21 protein-coding genes are annotated in these 16,474 nt (G+C 60.8%); 9 read left to right on the top strand and 12 right to left on the bottom strand.

Annotated elements, in window-relative coordinates; all coding sequences use genetic code 11:
- Positions 1-172 precede the first annotated feature (172 nt).
- Together ACY4LX_RS09755 and ACY4LX_RS09750 are read left to right on the top strand one after the other, a co-directional pair.
- Positions 173-1,378, top strand: a complete 1,206-nt coding sequence (locus ACY4LX_RS09755; protein WP_463259780.1) for an MFS transporter — start codon at positions 173-175, stop codon at positions 1,376-1,378.
- Positions 1,379-1,456: 78 nt separating this feature from the next.
- Positions 1,457-2,248: a hypothetical protein gene (locus tag ACY4LX_RS09750; RefSeq protein WP_463259779.1), complete on the top strand. Its 792-nt coding sequence runs from the start codon at positions 1,457-1,459 to the stop codon at positions 2,246-2,248.
- Between the two features lie 59 nt (positions 2,249-2,307).
- Here the strand turns inward: ACY4LX_RS09750 and ACY4LX_RS09745 are convergent, their stop codons facing one another.
- Both ACY4LX_RS09745 and ACY4LX_RS09740 read right to left on the bottom strand, forming a co-directional pair.
- The gene (locus ACY4LX_RS09745; protein ID WP_149656992.1) at positions 2,308-2,712 is read right to left on the bottom strand and encodes a type II toxin-antitoxin system HicB family antitoxin; all 405 of its coding nucleotides are present in this window, start codon (positions 2,710-2,712) and stop codon (positions 2,308-2,310) included.
- Entirely contained in the window at positions 2,712-2,924 is a 213-nt protein-coding gene (locus tag ACY4LX_RS09740) for a type II toxin-antitoxin system HicA family toxin (RefSeq protein WP_149656993.1), read from the bottom strand. Before ACY4LX_RS09740 ends, ACY4LX_RS09745 begins: the two co-directional genes overlap by 1 nt.
- Before the next feature lie 222 nt (positions 2,925-3,146).
- Between ACY4LX_RS09740 and ACY4LX_RS09735 the strand changes: the two genes are divergently transcribed.
- From ACY4LX_RS09735 to ACY4LX_RS09715, 5 genes are all read left to right on the top strand, one after another.
- Positions 3,147-3,803 carry a peroxiredoxin-like family protein gene (locus ACY4LX_RS09735; protein WP_463259778.1) on the top strand — a complete coding sequence of 219 codons (657 nt, stop codon included), beginning with the start codon at positions 3,147-3,149 and terminating at the stop codon, positions 3,801-3,803.
- A gap of 48 nt (positions 3,804-3,851) precedes the next feature.
- Positions 3,852-4,571, top strand: coding sequence for an SDR family oxidoreductase (locus ACY4LX_RS09730; RefSeq protein ID WP_463259777.1), 720 nt, complete (start codon positions 3,852-3,854; stop codon positions 4,569-4,571).
- Positions 4,572-4,730: 159 nt separating this feature from the next.
- Complete coding sequence (locus ACY4LX_RS09725; RefSeq protein WP_463259776.1) at positions 4,731-5,618, top strand: LysR family transcriptional regulator; 888 nt, start codon at positions 4,731-4,733, stop codon at positions 5,616-5,618.
- Between the two features lie 85 nt (positions 5,619-5,703).
- A complete protein-coding gene (locus ACY4LX_RS09720; RefSeq protein WP_463259775.1) occupies positions 5,704-6,171 on the top strand; it encodes a helix-turn-helix domain-containing protein in 468 nt (155 codons plus the stop codon).
- Positions 6,168-6,743 (top strand): PIN domain-containing protein, encoded by a 576-nt coding sequence (locus ACY4LX_RS09715; protein ID WP_463259774.1) that lies wholly within the window; start codon positions 6,168-6,170, stop codon positions 6,741-6,743. The genes ACY4LX_RS09720 and ACY4LX_RS09715 overlap by 4 nt, the downstream gene beginning before the upstream one ends.
- 155 nt (positions 6,744-6,898) lie before the next feature.
- Here ACY4LX_RS09715 and ACY4LX_RS09710 read toward each other — a convergent pair whose 3' ends face one another.
- The 10 genes from ACY4LX_RS09710 to ccmA form a co-directional block, all read right to left on the bottom strand.
- The gene (locus tag ACY4LX_RS09710; protein ID WP_463259773.1) at positions 6,899-7,303 is read right to left on the bottom strand and encodes a hypothetical protein; all 405 of its coding nucleotides are present in this window, start codon (positions 7,301-7,303) and stop codon (positions 6,899-6,901) included.
- A gap of 14 nt (positions 7,304-7,317) precedes the next feature.
- Complete coding sequence (ccmI, locus tag ACY4LX_RS09705) at positions 7,318-8,517, bottom strand: c-type cytochrome biogenesis protein CcmI (protein ID WP_463259772.1); 1,200 nt, start codon at positions 8,515-8,517, stop codon at positions 7,318-7,320.
- Positions 8,514-8,984 carry a cytochrome c-type biogenesis protein gene (locus ACY4LX_RS09700; protein ID WP_149657000.1) on the bottom strand — a complete coding sequence of 157 codons (471 nt, stop codon included), beginning with the start codon at positions 8,982-8,984 and terminating at the stop codon, positions 8,514-8,516. The genes ccmI and ACY4LX_RS09700 overlap by 4 nt, the downstream gene beginning before the upstream one ends.
- On the bottom strand, positions 8,981-9,517 hold the full coding sequence (locus ACY4LX_RS09695) for a DsbE family thiol:disulfide interchange protein (protein ID WP_149657001.1): 537 nt from the start codon (positions 9,515-9,517) through the stop codon (positions 8,981-8,983). The genes ACY4LX_RS09700 and ACY4LX_RS09695 overlap by 4 nt, the downstream gene beginning before the upstream one ends.
- Positions 9,514-11,502 (bottom strand): heme lyase CcmF/NrfE family subunit, encoded by a 1,989-nt coding sequence (locus ACY4LX_RS09690; RefSeq protein ID WP_149657002.1) that lies wholly within the window; start codon positions 11,500-11,502, stop codon positions 9,514-9,516. Before ACY4LX_RS09690 ends, ACY4LX_RS09695 begins: the two co-directional genes overlap by 4 nt.
- Positions 11,503-11,505: 3 nt before the next feature.
- Positions 11,506-11,961 (bottom strand): cytochrome c maturation protein CcmE, encoded by a 456-nt coding sequence (gene ccmE / locus ACY4LX_RS09685; RefSeq protein ID WP_123510460.1) that lies wholly within the window; start codon positions 11,959-11,961, stop codon positions 11,506-11,508.
- On the bottom strand, positions 11,958-12,134 hold the full coding sequence (gene ccmD / locus ACY4LX_RS09680; protein WP_463259771.1) for a heme exporter protein CcmD: 177 nt from the start codon (positions 12,132-12,134) through the stop codon (positions 11,958-11,960). The genes ccmE and ccmD overlap by 4 nt, the downstream gene beginning before the upstream one ends.
- Entirely contained in the window at positions 12,131-12,886 is a 756-nt protein-coding gene (locus ACY4LX_RS09675; RefSeq protein ID WP_133839105.1) for a heme ABC transporter permease, read from the bottom strand. The genes ccmD and ACY4LX_RS09675 overlap by 4 nt, the downstream gene beginning before the upstream one ends.
- A gap of 93 nt (positions 12,887-12,979) precedes the next feature.
- Entirely contained in the window at positions 12,980-13,648 is a 669-nt protein-coding gene (ccmB, locus tag ACY4LX_RS09670) for a heme exporter protein CcmB (RefSeq protein ID WP_007980754.1), read from the bottom strand.
- On the bottom strand, positions 13,645-14,280 hold the full coding sequence (ccmA, locus tag ACY4LX_RS09665; protein ID WP_149657004.1) for a cytochrome c biogenesis heme-transporting ATPase CcmA: 636 nt from the start codon (positions 14,278-14,280) through the stop codon (positions 13,645-13,647). Before ccmA ends, ccmB begins: the two co-directional genes overlap by 4 nt.
- 222 nt (positions 14,281-14,502) lie before the next feature.
- On the opposite strand from ccmA, the gene fliK reads away from it, so the two are divergent.
- Together fliK and ACY4LX_RS09655 are read left to right on the top strand one after the other, a co-directional pair.
- Positions 14,503-16,068 (top strand): flagellar hook-length control protein FliK, encoded by a 1,566-nt coding sequence (gene fliK, locus ACY4LX_RS09660; protein ID WP_463259770.1) that lies wholly within the window; start codon positions 14,503-14,505, stop codon positions 16,066-16,068.
- A complete protein-coding gene (locus ACY4LX_RS09655; protein ID WP_348133895.1) occupies positions 16,065-16,394 on the top strand; it encodes an EscU/YscU/HrcU family type III secretion system export apparatus switch protein in 330 nt (109 codons plus the stop codon). The genes fliK and ACY4LX_RS09655 overlap by 4 nt, the downstream gene beginning before the upstream one ends.
- Positions 16,395-16,474 lie beyond the last annotated feature (80 nt).

Genomic DNA, 16,474 nt, shown 5'->3' with positions numbered 1-16,474 from the left:
AAGTGAATGTATCATCAGACCTCAATGTTTTGACGCCAGGTCCACCGATGGACAGCACATGTGTCCATCACTCATTCCGCAATGGAATGATTACTATCACTCCAACCTCTCTTCCGCCGTATGGGTCAGCCCTTTAGCCTTCGCGCATTCCTCCTGTTTAGCGAGACACGTTATGAACCCAGCAACTCAGACGCCCCACGGCGCCGTGACAATGACCAAAGGCATGGTGATGTTGTTCGCCTTCTGCTGCGGCGCCATTGTCGCCAACATCTACTATGCCCAACCGATCATCGGCCTGATCGCACCGGACATCGGCCTGACCAGCACCATGGCCAGTTTCATCGTTTCGCTGACCCAGATCGGCTATGCGCTGGGCCTGTTTTTCCTGGTGCCGCTGGGTGATCTGCTGGAGAACCGCAAGCTGATGATCATCACCACTCTGGTGGCGATTGCCAGCCTGCTCGGCGCGGCGTTTACCGATCAGCCGAATGTGTTCCTGCTGATCTCGTTGCTGGTGGGTTTCAGTTCGGTGTCGGTGCAGATCCTTATTCCATTGGCCGCCCATCTGGCGCCGGAAGAATCCCGCGGCCGGGTGGTCGGCGGGATCATGGGCGGTTTGCTGTTGGGTATCCTGCTGGCGCGGCCAGTGTCCAGCGTGGTGGCGGACCACTTCGGCTGGCGGGCGATGTTCATGATTGCGGCGGCGTTGATGGCGGCGATCAGCATCGTGCTGGCGTTGACAATCCCCAAGCGTCAGCCTGATCACAGTGCCTCTTATGGCCAGTTGCTTGGCTCGTTGTGGACGTTGCTGCGTCAACAACCGGTGCTGCGCCAGCGTGCGTTCTACCAGGGTTGCATGTTCGCCACCTTCAGCCTGTTCTGGACCGCCGTACCGCTGGAACTGGCGCGCAATCATGGCCTGAGCCAGACCCAGATCGCGATCTTCGCTCTGGTCGGTGCCATCGGTGCCATCGCCGCGCCCATCGCCGGTCGCCTGGCCGATGCCGGCCACACCCGCATCGCCTCGCTGCTGGCCCTGGTGTTCGCCAGCCTGAGCTTCCTGCCGGCGTTCATCCACCCGATCTACAGCGTGATCGGCCTGGCCGTCACCGGCGTGGTGCTCGATTTCTGCGTACAAATGAACATGGTCCTCGGCCAACGCGCGGTCTACGCCCTCGACGCCAAAAGCCGCAGCCGCTTGAATGCGCTGTACATGACCAGCATCTTCATCGGCGGCGCGTTTGGTTCGTCGGTGGCCAGTGCGGTGTATGAACAGGGTGGCTGGTTGTGGATCGTGATTGTGGGCAGTGCGTTTCCGCTGTTGGCGTTGGGGCGGTTTTTGAGTGTTTCGCGCGTCGCAGAGCCCGTGACGGCCTGATCGAGACCGCTATCGACGCAGCGGGCGTGGGTGTTTATCCTCACGCCCACTCAGGTGCTTGCAATCATCGAGGCACACATGGAGCTGCCGCCGAACAGCGCAATCAAGGAAGATTTCCCCCTCATGTCTTCAAAAAACCCTGAGCGTCTGCGACGCCAGCGCAAGGCGTTGCGCGATAAAGAACGCAAAGCCAACCCTCCTCCCGTGGCTGAAACCGACTTCACGCAAGTTATCGCCGAACTGAAGGAAGAACAGCGAACCCGGCACGAGAGTCGTTTTGCCACCAACTTTGTGGTGTGGACGTTGGCAGTGGTGTTCTACGCCATCGTCATGCTGGTGATGATCTACAACCCGGGAATCTGGCTTGGTAACCAGAGCTGGGCCTGGAAGATTGGCAAATACTTTCTGCCGATGATGACCTGGCCTTATCTGCTGAACTTGTTGTTTTCCAGAGTTGGGGTGGTGCGCGCCTGGGGCCTGTCCGTTCTCGCCAGTTGCATATGGTGGTTCGGCTGCCTGTTTCTGCAGTTCGGCGAGAAGGCGGTGGTGATGTACAACGAAGCGTCGCCACCGCAGACCGTTACAGCGTGCATGGACTCCATCAGGAGAACCTATTCCTTCGACTTTATGAGCACCCGGCAAAGGAACAAGCCAACCCCGGGCATCCCCTACACAACCTTTCGCCTCAGCCCTCAGAACAGCAGCATCAGCCCGCTCACCAGTGCAGACACACGGGGACATGTTGACGAGTCCTACACCGGCGAAGTTGAAATAGCCCTGAGTCAAAGTGCACTGGGAACGTCAATCAGGGAGCTCATCAGCCACCATGGCATGACTGACCTTTGCAGACCTCCCGATCAAGCGCGATGACACGTTGATCGCTTACGGGCATGCCCTTCGCCGGCTTGCCCGTGAACATGTTGTTTCATTCAATGCCGAACCAATTTTTCCATCGCCGCATCCGCCAAAAAGGAGGAGCGGCTTTTGATGTTATGTTCCCGCACATAGCGGTCGATACGCTGGATGACATAGCCGGGCAATGTCACGTTGACCTTCTCGGTTTTGCCCATGTAAGGCGCAATGTCCAGTTCCAGCATTCCCCAGCCCATATCAGCAAACTCGGGATTGCCACGGTGTGCGGCCGCTGAAGTCGGCATAGGAATCGGCTCTCCGTCAGCCGCAATTTCCTGCAGCATTATGTGAGCAACCTCGATTGCAGCGTTATAGGCGTCTTCAAACGAATCCCCGGCAGTGACAGCGCCCGGAATATCGGGGATCTGAATACCGATGGCGGTGTTCTCGTCGCCCCACTCGATACAGATGGGATATTGCATTATGGATCTCCTGTGTAACTGGCAGGCGGGCAATACAGCCCGGCTCGCCTCCTGATGCTTTTAACCGTCCCGATCGGTAAATCCTTTTTCGGGTGCGGGACGGGGATCGTGTATGGGTTGTAACGGTGAATGAAGATGTGATGACTGCCGGTGACCCGGTCCAGTGTCCAGCCCGCCTCCTCCAGCTCCTTGATCAATAGCCTGCTTTGCACCACCAGCCTCCTTGCTCCGGCCAAACAAAAGTAACTCTAGAGTTATCTTTATTCAAGCATGAAAACTGGAAGCACGACGTTCGGTTGTTTTACAGCGTGTGATTCGAGACACGACATTCCCCCCAAGAATGAATCCTATGCCCCCCACCCACGTTCCCCGCGGCCCCGTCCAAGGTCACCATTGATCCCAGCCAACCGGCTTCCTCTTCAAGGATTACGATCATGACCCTGCAAGCAAAACTCGATGCGTTCAAAGCTGACTTCAAGGCCGGTAAACCGCCTTACAACGCCCCGGCTGAAATCCACCCGATCATGGAGCGCGCCACTGCGCAATTGATTGCGTCCGGCGCGGCCGGCAAAGCCCTGAAGGTCGGGGATAAGGCGCCGTTGTTTACGCTCAAGGACCCCGACGGCAACCCTGTGTCCTCCGCCGATCTGCTGGCCAAGGGTCCGTTGGTGCTGACGTTCTATCGCGGTGTCTGGTGCCCGTACTGCAACATGGAGCTGCAAGCCGTGCAGGCGTTCCTGCCGACGTTGCAGGAATTGGGGGCGAACCTGGTGGCGATCTCGCCGCAGATCGCCGCCAACAGCCGCAAATCAGTGCGCATCAACGGGTTGGAGTTCCCGATCCTGAGCGACACTCACAACGATGTAGCGCAGGCTTTCGGTCTGCGTTTCGCGTTGCCGGATTACCTGGTCGAGTTGTACAAAAACCTGCGCAACGACCTGCCCACCTTCAACGATGACCCGTCCTGGACCCTGCCGATGCCGGCGCGTTATGTGATCGGCCAGGATGGCGTGATCCGTTACGCCGAGGTCAACCCGGATTACACTCAGCGGCCAGAGCCTGAAGCGATGCTGGATGCGCTTCGCGGCTGAACCGATCAAGTGCCGCGTTACCCGCGGCACATCCTGATAGGAGTTGTCATGACCCCACGTACATTTCTCATCACCGGCGCCAGCAAAGGCATTGGTCGTGCCGTGGCCGAGCACTTGGACCGTGCTGGTCATCGCGTGGTCGGGATTGCCCGGACACCCGACCTGTCGTTTCCCGGCACGCTGTTTCCACTCGACCTGAGCGACAGGACGCTGACCCGGGAAGTATTGGCTGATCTGGCCAGCCAGTACGAGTTCGATGGGCTGGTGAACAACGTCGGCCTGGTCCGACCGCAGGTGTTGGGCGAAATCGACCTTGACACCTTTGACGACGTGATGCGGGTCAATCTGCACTCAGCCCTGCAAACAACCCAGACGTTGCTGCCGAACATGCGCGCCAAAGGCTGGGGCCGAGTGGTGAATATTTCCAGCCTGACGGTGCTCGGGATCACCCAGCGCACGGCGTATGCGGCGGCGAAAGCGGCGCTGGTCAGCTTCACCCGATCCTGGGCGCTGGAACTGGCGCAAACCGGGATCACGGTCAACGCCGTGGCCCCCGGCCCGACGGAAACGGAACTGTTCCGAGAGAACAATCCGATTGGCAGCGAAGGTGAAGCGCGTTATCTGGCTAGCGTACCGATGGGCCGGTTGGGACAACCGGAAGAAATCGCTTCGGCGATTGCCTTTCTGTTGTCCGAGCAGAGCGGGTTCATTACCGGGCAGACACTGTTTGTCGATGGTGGTGCTTCGGTGGGTAAAGCGGCGTTTTGATGGGTTTTTTCAGACCACATAAATCCCCTATGGGAGCGGGCTTGCTCGCGAAGGCGGCGTGTCAGACGATATCAATGTTGCTGATACATCGCTTTCGCGAGCAAGCCCGCTCCCACAGGGGGATCTCGGCAAGTCACCACATTTGCACAAGGACTCAAGATGGATCGCCTCGGCGCAATGGAAACCTTCGTCTATGTGGTGGAAACCGGTTCGTTTTCCGCAGCGGCCCGGCGTCTGAATATCGGCCAGCCCGCCGTGTCGAAAACCATCGCGCAACTGGAAACCCGGCTCGCCGTGCGCCTGTTATTACGCTCGACCCGTGGCCTGACCCCGACTGAAGCCGGGTTGGCTTTCTTCGACCGGGCCAAACGCGCCATCGAAGAAGCCGACGAGGCTGACAACGCGGCCCGCGGTGCCGCCGGCGGCCTCACCGGCAACCTGCGGATCTGCGCCGCCGTGACCTTCGGCCGCCAGCACATCGTGCCGCAGCTGGGGCCGTTCCTGGAGCAGAACCCGGAACTGAACATCGACCTGATGCTCGACGACCGCAACATCAACCTGGTGGAGGAAGGCGTCGACATTGCCCTGCGCATGGGCACCTTGATCGACTCCGGCCTCACCGCGCGCAAGATTGCTCAATGCCGGCGTGTTGTGGTGGGCACACCGCAGTACTTCGAACAACACGGCAAACCGGCCTGCCCTGCCGACCTGAGCAAACATCAGGCCGTGGTGTACACCCTGGGTGGCGGTGCAAATTGGCAGTTTCAGAAGTCTGGCGAAGAACACCCGGTGATCATCAGCGGCCGCATCCGCGTCAACGCCGCCGAAGGCCTGCGTGAATCAGTGCTGGCTCATCTGGGGCTGACCATGGCGTCCGAGTGGATGTTTGCGCCGGAACTCGCCAGTGGTGCAGTCGTGGAAGTGATGAGCGATTGGACCTTGCCGAATCAGGACCTGTGGGCGGTGTTTCCGACGGGGAGAATGGCCAGTGCCAAGGCTCGGGCGTTTGCTGATTACGTTCAGGCGTTGATGGCAAAAGAGTCTTAAACAAGACTCCAGTTTCGTTTGTTGCGATTTTCGTTTGATTCGAATAGCCTCTCCAACATCGCTACTTTGAATGTTGGAAACCATCATGTCTTTAGTCATCCATCCCCCGATCAACCTGCCCATGGCGCGCGAAGTCCAGGCTGCTATCGAAGGCCAGCGCGCCCTCACCGCCTACCTCGCCACTCAATTCGAAACCCAGCGCATCCAGATTTTCGACGAGCAGAACGAGGCCCACAGCGTCGAACTTCCCACGTCGGCACTGCGCTTGCTGGTCGATATCCTGGCGGCATTGGCAGAAGGCAATGCCGTCAAAGTCGTCCCGGTGCACGCCGAACTGACCACCCAGGAAGCGGCGGACCTGCTCAATGTCTCACGCCCGCACCTCATTAAACTGCTGGAATCCGGCGAGTTGTCCTACCACAAAACAGGCAAGCACCGACGTGTGCGCTTTGCCGATTTGATGGAATATAAAGATCGGCGCGACACCGCCAGCGAGCAGGCAATGACGCTTCTCGCCGAGCAAGCACAAGCGTTAAGGACAGGATACGAGTGAGGCACTCCCCGTTTACCGCTGTATATGACGCATGTGTTTTGTACCCTGCCCCTTTGAGAGATTTCCTGATGTGGCTCGCGCTATCAGGACGTTTCCAGGCGCGGTGGTCATTGGAGAGACACAACGAATGGAAACGAAATCTGCTGAAGAACCGTCCAGACCTGACAGCCGAACAACTGGATCGAACCTCCGAACTGATGGATCACGCCATCCCCGACGCCTGTGTCACGGGTTACGAAAACCTCGTTGAAGGGTTAATGCTGCCAGACATGAATGACCGCCATGTGCTGGCGGCGGCCATTCGCTGCAATGCCAGCGTTATCGTGACTTTTAACAAGAAAGACTTCCCATGCACATTGCTGGAGCCTTTTGGTCTGGAGGCACAGCATCCTGACGAGTTCGTCGATGACCTGTTTGATCTAGACCCGGCAGCGGTTGTCTGCGCGGCACAACGACAACGCAAGCAGCTCAAGATGCCGCAGATGGATGTCGGAACGTACCTTGACCTTCTGTTACGCCAAGGTTTGGTCCGCTCGGTTGAAGCGCTGACTGATTACCGCGCCATTCTTTAAGCATGATCAAAAGATCGCAGCCTTCGCCAGCTCCTGCAAAAGCCGAGTACACCGGCAGATCATCGTCGTGCGCGGTCCCGTAGGAGCTGGCGAAGCCTGCGATCTTTTCAAACGCCAGACAGCAAAACGGCGATCCAAAGATCGCCGTTTTCTGATTACTGCCCGAATTGCCGTCCCAACCCACCCGGCACGCCATGGATGTCGGTGTCTTCCCACGGCCCGTTCGGGCTGATCGAGCGGCTCCAGCCGTTGTTCCAGCGGTAGTAGGTGCGCTGGCGGTAGAAGGTGTTGGGTTGGTCGTCGAGGACGTAGACGCCCATCTTCGCATCCCAATGGCTGTTGCCCCCCGGTGGCGGGGCGAAGCTGGCGGAGGTGCGGGGCAGCGGCTTGGCGGGTTTGGCCGGGATGCTCGGTTTGCTCGGCGTGGGTGTCGGTGACGGCGTCGGGCGGGGTTGCGACGGCGGGATCGGCGGCAACGTCTGCTGAGGGGGCCGATGGACCGCACAAGCGCTTAACCCCAGGACGAGACTGAGCAGGGTGATACGAGCGATGGCGGTCATGGCGGTGGTTCCTGTTATTTATCCGGGCTGTCGATGGTCACGTGCTGCTGCGCAGTGGTGCTGCTGGCCAGCGGCTGGCTGCGACCGATCCACTCGCCGGCGGTCGGTTGGCCGGCGCGGGAGATGCGTGCAACCAGTTGGACTTCAGGGAAGTTCGACAGTTTCAACTGCGGCATCATCGCGTCGGCATCACCCAGCTCAACGGTGGCCGGCAGGTCGGCCACGGTCAGGCGCTTGGCCGCCAGCGGTGCCGGTGGGCCGGAGGTGGCGCGGGCGAAGATGAATACGCTGTCACCCGGTTGCACCTTGGCTTTCAGGTCCGCCGCGAGATCGACACGCACCTTGAGCAACGCGCCTTTGGTGACCGGCACTTGGGCCACTTTGCCGCCGCTGGCCTCAAGTTTCTCGGTGGCCCGGGCGATCCCGCCTTGCAACGCGCCACGGGAGTTGTCGTCCGGCGGCAGTTGCGCCAGCAGGCGATTCCAGTAGTCGATGGCGTCCTGATAGCGCTGGGCCTCAAACGCGGCGATGCCGAGCAGGCCAAGGCTGGTGACTTCTTTCGGATCAGCTTTCAGCGCTTCATCGGTCAGGGCCTGGATCTTGTCTGACCATTTCTTGCCATCGGCGAAGTACTGGGCCTGGGCCCATTGGCCGAGCAGTTCCGGCTGACGACCGGCGAGGTTCACCGTGCGTTCGAAGATTTTCGCTGCGTCCGCCGGGCGATCCTGAGCCATGTAGGTGCGACCGAGGAAGTACAAGCCTTCCGCCGAATCCGGCTGAGCGGCCACCGCACGTTCCAGGCGACGGGTCATTTCTTCCATCGACTGCGGCGCCTGGGCGAATTCCCGGGTCAGCTCGACCTTGTCACTGGCCCCGAAGTGCAGGTACAGGCCAAGGCCCAACACAGGAACGAGGATCGCCGCCAACAACGGAAACGCTTTACCCAGACGAGACACGCGCGGCGCGGCAACACCTTCGGTGTCCGCCAGCAACTCGCGGGCCGCTTCGGCGCGGCCAGTGTCCATTTGCGCGGCGTTGAGCACGCCCTCTTCCTGCTGAGTCTGCAACTCAGCCACGCGCTCTTGGTAAAGCGCGACGTTAAGGGCCGTACGATCCTCTTCAAGCTGGGCACGACGGCCCCGTAGAACCGGGATCAACAGAAAACTCAGGGCAACCAGAAGTAGCAGACCTGCAGCGAGCCAGAAATCAATCATTCTTGGTTTTTATCCAACAGGTGGTCGAGGCGCTGACGCTCCTCGGCGGAAAGCGTGTCCGGGGTGTCAGCGCGTTGCACGCGACGACGGCGGACGATCACGGCGATGACCACGAAACCGCCCAGCAGCAGGCCGGCGGGGCCGAACCAGAGCAGAGCGGTCTTGGCGTTCAGAGCGGGTTTGTAGCGCACGAAATCACCGTAGCGATCGACCATGAAGTCGATGATCTGCTGGTTGTCCTTGCCCTCGCCGAGCATGCGGAAAATCTCTTTGCGCAAGTCAGCGGCAATCGGAGCGTTGGAATCGGCGATGTCCTGATTCTGGCACTTGGGGCAACGCAGCTCTTTGGTCAGCTCACGGAAACGCTCACGGTCGCCTTCTTTGGCGAACTCGTAGGTGTCGATGGCCGCGTGCGCCACGCCAGCCATGCTCAAGCCCAGTACAGCGGCGGCGATCCAGCGCTTCATGGCTTGGCCTCGTCGACCAGCGCCTGATACTTGGCCGCCAGTTTTTCGCGCCAGACCTGTTCGTCGATCACGCCGACGTACTTGTCGCGGATGATGCCCTTGGCGTCGATAAAGAAAGTTTCCGGAGCACCGTACACGCCGAGGTTCAGGCCCAGGGTGCCTTCGTCGTCGCGGATGTCCAGTTGGTACGGGTTGTGGAATTCCGTCAGCCACTTCAAGGCGTCGGCGTTGACGTCCTTGTAGTTGATGCCGTAGATCACCACGCCCTTCTCCGCCAGCTTGTTCAACACCGGGTGCTCGACCCGGCAGGAAATGCACCAGGTGCCCCACACGTTGACCAGCGCCGGTTTGCCGAGGATATCGGCCTTGGTCAAGGTCTTGTCGCCCTGCACTGCCGGCAGGGAAAACTCCGGGAACGGCTTGTTGATCATCGCCGAGGGCAACTCGGCGGGGTCCAGGTACAGACCGCGATACAGGAAAACAGCCACCACCAGGAAAATCGCCAGGGGCAGCAGCATCAACCAACGTCTCATGCAGTGGCTCCCGTCATACCGAGTGCTTCACGCACGCGGCTTTTCACCTTGACCCGATAACGGCGATCCAGCGCCGCCAGCAACCCGCCGAAACCTGTAAGCAGGCCGCCGAACCAGATCCAGCGCACGAACGGTTTGACGTGCACGCGCACGGCCCAGGCGCCATCGCCCAGGGGTTCACCGAGGGCGACGTAGAGGTCACGGGTGAAACCGGCGTCGATCCCGGCTTCGGTCATCACCGAGTTTTGCACGGTGTACAGGCGTTTTTCCGGGTGCAGCACGCTGACTTCCTTGCCATCGCGGATCACGCGGACGGTGCCCTTATCGGAGGTGAAGTTCGGCCCTTCGAAGTGCTTGGCGCCTTCGAAAATGAAGTGGTAACCGGCCAGGTCCATGGACTCGCCCGGCGCCAGGCGCAAGTCGCGCTCGGCACTGTTCTGGCTCGACAACACGACACCCAGCGCACACACGGCGATGCCGAGGTGAGCAACTTGCATGCCCCAGTAGCTGCGGGTCAGGGTCGGCAAGCCTTTGATCAGGCCTTTGTGACGCGTTTTGTCGAGAATGTCGCGTACGCCGGCCAGCAATACCCAGGCCGCGAGCATGAATGTGGCGATCACCGCCCAGTTGAAATCACCGTAGGCAACGCCAGCCACCACGGCCAGCGCGGCGCTGCCGAGCAGGACCGGGGTCAACATGCCCACCAGCCATTTGACCGGGGTGTCTTTCCAGCGCACCAGCATGCCGACCGCCATCACCACCATCAGCAACGCCATCAACGGAATGAACAACGCGTTGAAGTACGGCGGGCCGACCGACAGCTTGGCGCCGGTCATCGCATCAAGAATCAGCGGGTACAAGGTGCCGAGCAGGATCATCGACGCCGCCACCACCAGCACCAGGTTGTTGCCCAGCAGCAGGGTTTCCCGGGACCAGAGGTTGAAGCCGACGTGGCTCTTGACCACTGGCGCGCGCAGGGCGAACAGCGTCAGCGAACCACCGACCACAAACAGCAGGAAGATCAGGATAAACACGCCGCGCTCAGGATCGGAGGCAAACGCGTGCACCGAGGTCAGCACGCCGGAACGCACGAGGAAGGTCCCGAGCAGGCTCAGCGAGAACGCGGCGATGGCCAGCAACACGGTCCAGCTCTTGAACACGCCACGTTTTTCCGTGACCGCCAGGGAGTGAATCAGCGCCGTACCCACCAGCCAAGGCATGAAGGAGGCGTTTTCCACCGGGTCCCAGAACCACCAGCCGCCCCAGCCGAGTTCGTAATAGGCCCACCACGAACCCAACGTGATGCCGATACCGAGGAAGGCCCAGGCAACGATGGTCCACGGACGGGACCAGCGTGCCCACGCCGCATCAAGACGACCGCCCAGCAGAGCAGCGATGGCGAAGGCAAACGCCACGGAGAACCCGACATAACCCATGTACAGCATCGGCGGATGCACGATCAGGCCGATGTCTTGCAGCAACGGGTTAAGGTCGCGACCGTCCGCCGGAATCTGCGGCAGGATCCGCGCGAACGGGTTCGAGGTAAGGATCAGGAACAACAGGAAACCGGTGCTGATCATGCCCATCACCGCCAGCACCCGGGCGAGCATGACTTGCGGCAACTGCCGGGAGAACACCGACACCGCGAAGGTCCAGCCACCGAGGATCAAGGCCCACAGCAGCAGCGATCCTTCGTGAGCACCCCACACCGCGCTGAACTTGTAGTACCAGGGCAACGCGCTGTTGGAGTTGCTGGCCACATAGGCGACGGAGAAGTCGTCGGTCATGAAGGCGTAGGTCAGGCAACCGAAGGCGAACACCAGGAACGCGAACTGCCCCCAGGCCGCCGGTTGAGCCAGGCTCATCCACAAGCGGTCGCCGCGCCAGGCGCCCATCAACGGCACGATGGCCTGAACCAGCGCGAAACACAGCGCCAGGATCATGGCCAGTTGGCCCAGTTCGGGGATAAAGATTGCAGAGGTCATCGATCAACCCTCCTTGGCTTGGGTAGGCGCCGACTGACCGCTGTCTTTCAGGGCCTTGGTCACTTCGGGCGGCATGTACTTTTCATCGTGCTTGGCCAGCACTTCGTCGGCCACCACCACACCCTCGGCGTTGAGTTTGCCCAGGGCCACGATGCCCTGCCCTTCGCGGAACAGGTCCGGGAGGATGCCGCGATAGCTGATGGTTACGGATTTGTTGAAGTCGGTGACGATGAATTTCACGTCCAGAGAATCGCCGGAACGTTGCAGCGAACCTTTCTCGACCATGCCGCCGGCGCGGATGCGCGTGTCTTGCGGGGCTTCGCCGTTGGCGATCTGGGTCGGGGTGTAAAACAGATTGATGTTCTGCTGCAGGGCGCTCAGGGCCAGGCCGACGGCGGCGCCGACTCCGACCAGGATCGCGAGAATGATGATAAGACGCTTTTTGCGCAGCGGATTCACTTGCCGTTCTCCCGGCGCAAACGACGCGCCTCTTGTTGCAGATACCGCTTGCGGGCCAGTATCGGCGCCGCCACGTTGAAGACCAGCACCGCCAGGCAGATGCCATAGGCCGACCAGACATACAGGGCATGATGGCCCATGGCGAGGAAATCGCCGAAGGAAGCAAAACTCATCGAGCGGCCTCCAGACTGTTCTGTACTTCGGCTTTCACCCAGCTCGCCCGGGCTTCGCGCTTGAGCACCTCAAGACGCATGCGCAGCAACAGCACCGCGCCGAAGAAACAGTAGAAACCCAGCACCGTCAGCAGCAGCGGCAGCCACATCTCGGCGGGCATCGCCGGTTTTTCGGTGAGGGTGAAGGTCGCGCCCTGGTGCAGGGTGTTCCACCACTCCACCGAGTATTTGATGATCGGGATATTGATCACGCCGACAATCGCCAGCACCGCGCAGGCCTTGGCCGCGCTGTCACGATTGCTGATGGCGTTGCCCAGCGCAATGAGACCGAAGTACAGAAACAGCAGGATCAGCATGGACGTTAGTCGCGCATCCCAGACCCACCACGAGCCCCAGGTCGGTTTGCCCCAGATCGCCCCGGTGACCAGCGCCACGGCGGTCATCCAGGCCCCGATGGGCGCCGCGCATTGCAGGGCGACATCGGCCAGTTTCATCTTCCACACCAGCCCGACCACGCCGCACACCGCCAGCATCACGTAGCAGGACTGCGCCAGCATGGCGGCGGGAACATGGATATAGATGATGCGAAAGCTGTTGCCTTGCTGGTAGTCCGGTGGCGCGAACGCCAGGCCCCAGACCACACCGACGCTGATCAGCAGCAACGCCGCGACGCTCAGCCACGGCAGCAGTTTGCCACTGATGCCGTAAAACCATTTGGGTGAGCCGAGCTTATGAAACCAGGTCCAGTTCATTACTGTTTCCATCACGGGTGCTCTTCTCTATTGAAGAGCCAAGGGTCTACTTTTTTTAACAAAAAGCGGTTAAAAAACAACCAGACCTCATTATTATTCGCCGACGCTGATCTTCAGGCCAGCAGCTATTGCAAAAGGTGTAAGCGTTATCGCCAGGGCGGTCAGGCTACCAAGCCACAGCAGATAACCGGTCGCCGGCATGCCTTGGAGCGCAGCCTGCAAGGCGCCACTGCCAAGAATCAACACCGGGATGTACAGCGGCAGAATCAGCAACGCCAGCAACAGGCCACCGCGCTTCAATCCGACCGTCAGGGCCGCGCCCACCGCACCGAGCAGGCTCAGTACCGGTGTACCCAGCAATAAAGAAAGCAGCAACACCGGCAGACAAGCGGCAGGCAAACCGAGCATCAACGCCAGCAGTGGTGCGAGCAAAACCAGTGCCAGGCCGGAGAAGGCCCAGTGTGCCAGTACCTTGGCCAAAACCAGAAGAGCCAGGGGGTGCGGCGAAAGGACCCACTGTTCGAGGGATCCATCTTCGAAATCACTGCGGAAGAGCCCGTCCAGCGAGAGCAGGACCGATAAAAGGGCTGCTACCCAGACCAGTCCCGGAGACAAGGTTTGCAACAATTGAGACTCGGGTCCGACCGCCAACGGGAACAGCGACACCACGATGGCGAAGAATACCAGCGGATTGGCCAGCTCTGCCGGACGGCGGAACAGCAAGCGAGCCTCACGGGCGACCAACAGGCCGAAAACACTCATACGGCCCAGTTCCCCAGATCAATGTCGCGATAGCCGGCCGGTGTGCGACTCAGGGTGTGGTGGGTGGTCAGAATCACCATGCCGCCCCGCTCACAGTGGCCGGCCAGGTGTTCTTCGAGTTGCGCCACGCCCTGTTTATCGAGCGCAGTGAAGGGTTCGTCGAGGATCCACAGCGGCGGGCTGTCGAGGTAAAGGCGCGCCAGGGCCACACGGCGTTGCTGGCCGGCGGACAAGGTGTGACAGGGAACGTCCTCGAAGCCGCGCAGCCCGACAGCGGCCAGCGCTTGCCAGATCGCCTCGTGGCTTGCCGGTTGGTGCAGGGCGCAGAGCCAGCTAAGGTTTTCTTCCGGGGTCAGCAAATCCTTGATCCCGGCGGCGTGGCCGATCCACAGCAGGTTGCGCGCCAGTTCGCTGCGTTGCTCGTTCAATGGCTGGCCGTTGAGCAGCACTTGACCGGCCGTCGGTTGCATCAATCCGGACAGCAGGCGCAGCAAACTGGTCTTGCCGCTGCCGTTGGGGCCGCTGATCTGCACCATTTCGCCACTGGACAGTCTCAATTCGAGATTTTCGAAGAGCAGCCGAAGGTCTCGCTCACAGGCGAGGTCGACGGTTTGAAGGACTGGACTGGTCAAGAGATCACGGGCCTTTACATTACAAGTCGGCGTTACAGTCGGCGGTTCAAGTCAGCAGTGGCGCGGCCGCTAAAGAGATGCAGCATAGATGCATTGGCGGCCGGTTTTAGAGAGCTGCGTCAAAACAATTGCAATGTTTTCACCGTCCCCTGAAAGACGGGCGGCATTATACATGCCATGCCTTACTCTAAAGAGCGCATTTTCCGAAGGTTGTGACCGCGTATGACAGGCGAAATGAACATCCTCCCAGCCCCTCCGACCACGCCGACGGTTGCACGTGCGCCGGTGGTCAGCGGCGACTTGCTCAAACTGTTGACGCCGATGGAGGGCCTGATCAGTGCCGGCCAGACCGCCAACGCCGAGGTGCTGTCGCTGAAACAGGCGGATCAGACCTTTCAACTGTTGCTCAAAGTCACCCTCGACAGCGGCCGCCAGACCACAGTCCAGGCCACCAGCCTGCAACCGCTGCCCACCGGCACCAATCTCGCGATCACCCAGCCGTCCGCCAGCAACCTGGCGATCACGGTGCAGCAGGCAATTGCTTCCAGCGTCGCCACCCTCACCCGCATCGACACCGCGCAACTGCCGGTCGGCACCTTGCTGCAAGGCAAAGTGCTGACGTCCCAGGTGTTGCCGCAGACGCCGGGCCAGCCCACGGTGTTTCGTTCGCTGGTGAGTTTGCTCAACACCGCCCTGAGCGGCAGCACCCTGACCATCGACAGTCCTCAGCCGCTGCGCATCGGCACGCTGTTGAGCGCGTTGGTCCAAGATACGCAGACCCTGAAGTTCCTGCCACTGAGCAATCGCCAGGACCAGTTGGCGGTGTCACAGCAGTTGACCACCCAGCAGAGCCGCCAGGGTTCGCTGGACGGCTTGCTCAGCGCCTTGCAGAACCTGCCGCAGACCGACGATACCTCCGCCGACCTGCAAGCCGCCGTGAACAAACTGCTCGCCGGGCTGCCGGACGTGCAGCAGTTGAGCACGCCAAAAGGCCTGGCCCTGGCGCTGGCCAACAGCGGTATGTTCCTCGAAGCGAAACTGCTGACCGGCCAGACCCCGGCGCTGGCCCCGGACATGAAAGCCGATCTGCTGAAATTGATCGCGCAATTGGCCCCGGCCAACACCAACCTCACCGCGATCATCGCCGCCAACACCCTGGCCCAGGCCATGCCAAGCTTCGTGCGCAGTGCGCTGGGCATGCTCGGCCAGGTCAGCGCCAAACCGCTGCCCACCCATTTCCCCCTGCCCGATCGGCTGTTGCAAAGCCAGGATGGCGAAGGCGATCTGGAGCATCTGTTGCGTCTGGCGGCCGCTGCCATTTCGCGCCTGCAAAGCCATCAACTGTCGAGCCTGGAACAAACCGGCGTCACCGACGATGGGCGGCTGATGAGCACTTGGCAGCTGGAAATTCCGATGCGCAACCTCCAGGACATCGTGCCGTTGCAGGTCAAGTTCCAGCGCGAAGAAGCACCGGAAAAACAAGCGCAAAACGAACGGCGCGAAGAACGGGAGCCGAAACAACAACTGTGGCGGGTCGAGCTGGCGTTCGACATGGAGCCCCTGGGCCCGTTGCAGGTTCAGGCGCAGTTGATCCAGGGCAGCCTGTCCAGCCAACTCTGGGCCGAACGGCCGTACACCGCGAGCCTGATCGAAAGCAACCTGGCGGCACTGCGCGAGCGCTTGCTGGCCTCCGGGCTCAACGTCGGCGAACTCGATTGCCACCTCGGCACTCCCCCCCAAGGCGCACAAACCCGCCTCGAACAACGCTGGGTCGACGAAACCGCATGAGAAACCCCAACACCCCGCGCCAGGCCATCGCCCTCAAATACGACGGCACCCACGCCCCGACCCTCACCGCCAAGGGCGACGAAGAACTGGCCGAAGCGATTCTGAAAATCGCCCGCGAATGCGAAGTGCCGATCTATGAAAACCCGGAGCTGGTAAGGCTGCTGGCGAAGATGGAGTTGGGGGACAGCATTCCGGAAGAGTTGTACCGCACGATTGCCGAGATCATTGCGTTCGCGTGGAACCTGAAGGGGAAATTCCCGCAAGGGCAGGATCCGAATGCGCCGCAGGTGGAGAAGGATGTTACCGAGCGTGGCGACGACTACTGATCGTTCCCACGCTCTGCGTGGGCATGCAGCCCGTGACGCTCTGCGTCACCGTTCAAGAGCGGAACGCGGAGCGTCCCGAG

It is taken from the genome of Pseudomonas sp. Emmai, assembly GCF_055179735.1.
The sequence above is the reverse complement of the archived record's forward strand: the minus strand, read 5'-3'. Positions and strand labels throughout refer to the sequence as shown.

Excerpts from the sequence above, each read along its gene's own strand:
- ACY4LX_RS09700 (WP_149657000.1), bottom strand. The coding sequence starts at position 8,984 with ATGAAGCGCTGGATCGCCGCCGCTGTACTGGGCTTGAGCATGGCTGGC.
- ACY4LX_RS09710 (WP_463259773.1), bottom strand. The coding sequence starts at position 7,303 with ATGACCGCCATCGCTCGTATCACCCTGCTCAGTCTCGTCCTGGGGTTA.
- ACY4LX_RS09695 (WP_149657001.1), bottom strand. The coding sequence starts at position 9,517 with ATGAGACGTTGGTTGATGCTGCTGCCCCTGGCGATTTTCCTGGTGGTG.
- ACY4LX_RS09655 (WP_348133895.1), top strand. The coding sequence starts at position 16,065 with ATGAGAAACCCCAACACCCCGCGCCAGGCCATCGCCCTCAAATACGAC.
- ACY4LX_RS09735 (WP_463259778.1), top strand. The coding sequence starts at position 3,147 with ATGACCCTGCAAGCAAAACTCGATGCGTTCAAAGCTGACTTCAAGGCC.
- ACY4LX_RS09675 (WP_133839105.1), bottom strand. The coding sequence starts at position 12,886 with ATGAACTGGACCTGGTTTCATAAGCTCGGCTCACCCAAATGGTTTTAC.
- ccmB (WP_007980754.1), bottom strand. The coding sequence starts at position 13,648 with ATGAGTGTTTTCGGCCTGTTGGTCGCCCGTGAGGCTCGCTTGCTGTTC.
- ACY4LX_RS09750 (WP_463259779.1), top strand. The coding sequence starts at position 1,457 with ATGGAGCTGCCGCCGAACAGCGCAATCAAGGAAGATTTCCCCCTCATG.
- fliK (WP_463259770.1), top strand. The coding sequence starts at position 14,503 with ATGACAGGCGAAATGAACATCCTCCCAGCCCCTCCGACCACGCCGACG.
- ccmI (WP_463259772.1), bottom strand. The coding sequence starts at position 8,517 with ATGATTGATTTCTGGCTCGCTGCAGGTCTGCTACTTCTGGTTGCCCTG.
- ccmD (WP_463259771.1), bottom strand. The coding sequence starts at position 12,134 with ATGAGTTTTGCTTCCTTCGGCGATTTCCTCGCCATGGGCCATCATGCC.
- ACY4LX_RS09745 (WP_149656992.1), bottom strand. The coding sequence starts at position 2,712 with ATGCAATATCCCATCTGTATCGAGTGGGGCGACGAGAACACCGCCATC.
- ACY4LX_RS09720 (WP_463259775.1), top strand. The coding sequence starts at position 5,704 with ATGTCTTTAGTCATCCATCCCCCGATCAACCTGCCCATGGCGCGCGAA.
- ACY4LX_RS09725 (WP_463259776.1), top strand. The coding sequence starts at position 4,731 with ATGGATCGCCTCGGCGCAATGGAAACCTTCGTCTATGTGGTGGAAACC.
- ACY4LX_RS09730 (WP_463259777.1), top strand. The coding sequence starts at position 3,852 with ATGACCCCACGTACATTTCTCATCACCGGCGCCAGCAAAGGCATTGGT.
- ACY4LX_RS09755 (WP_463259780.1), top strand. The coding sequence starts at position 173 with ATGAACCCAGCAACTCAGACGCCCCACGGCGCCGTGACAATGACCAAA.
- ACY4LX_RS09690 (WP_149657002.1), bottom strand. The coding sequence starts at position 11,502 with ATGACCTCTGCAATCTTTATCCCCGAACTGGGCCAACTGGCCATGATC.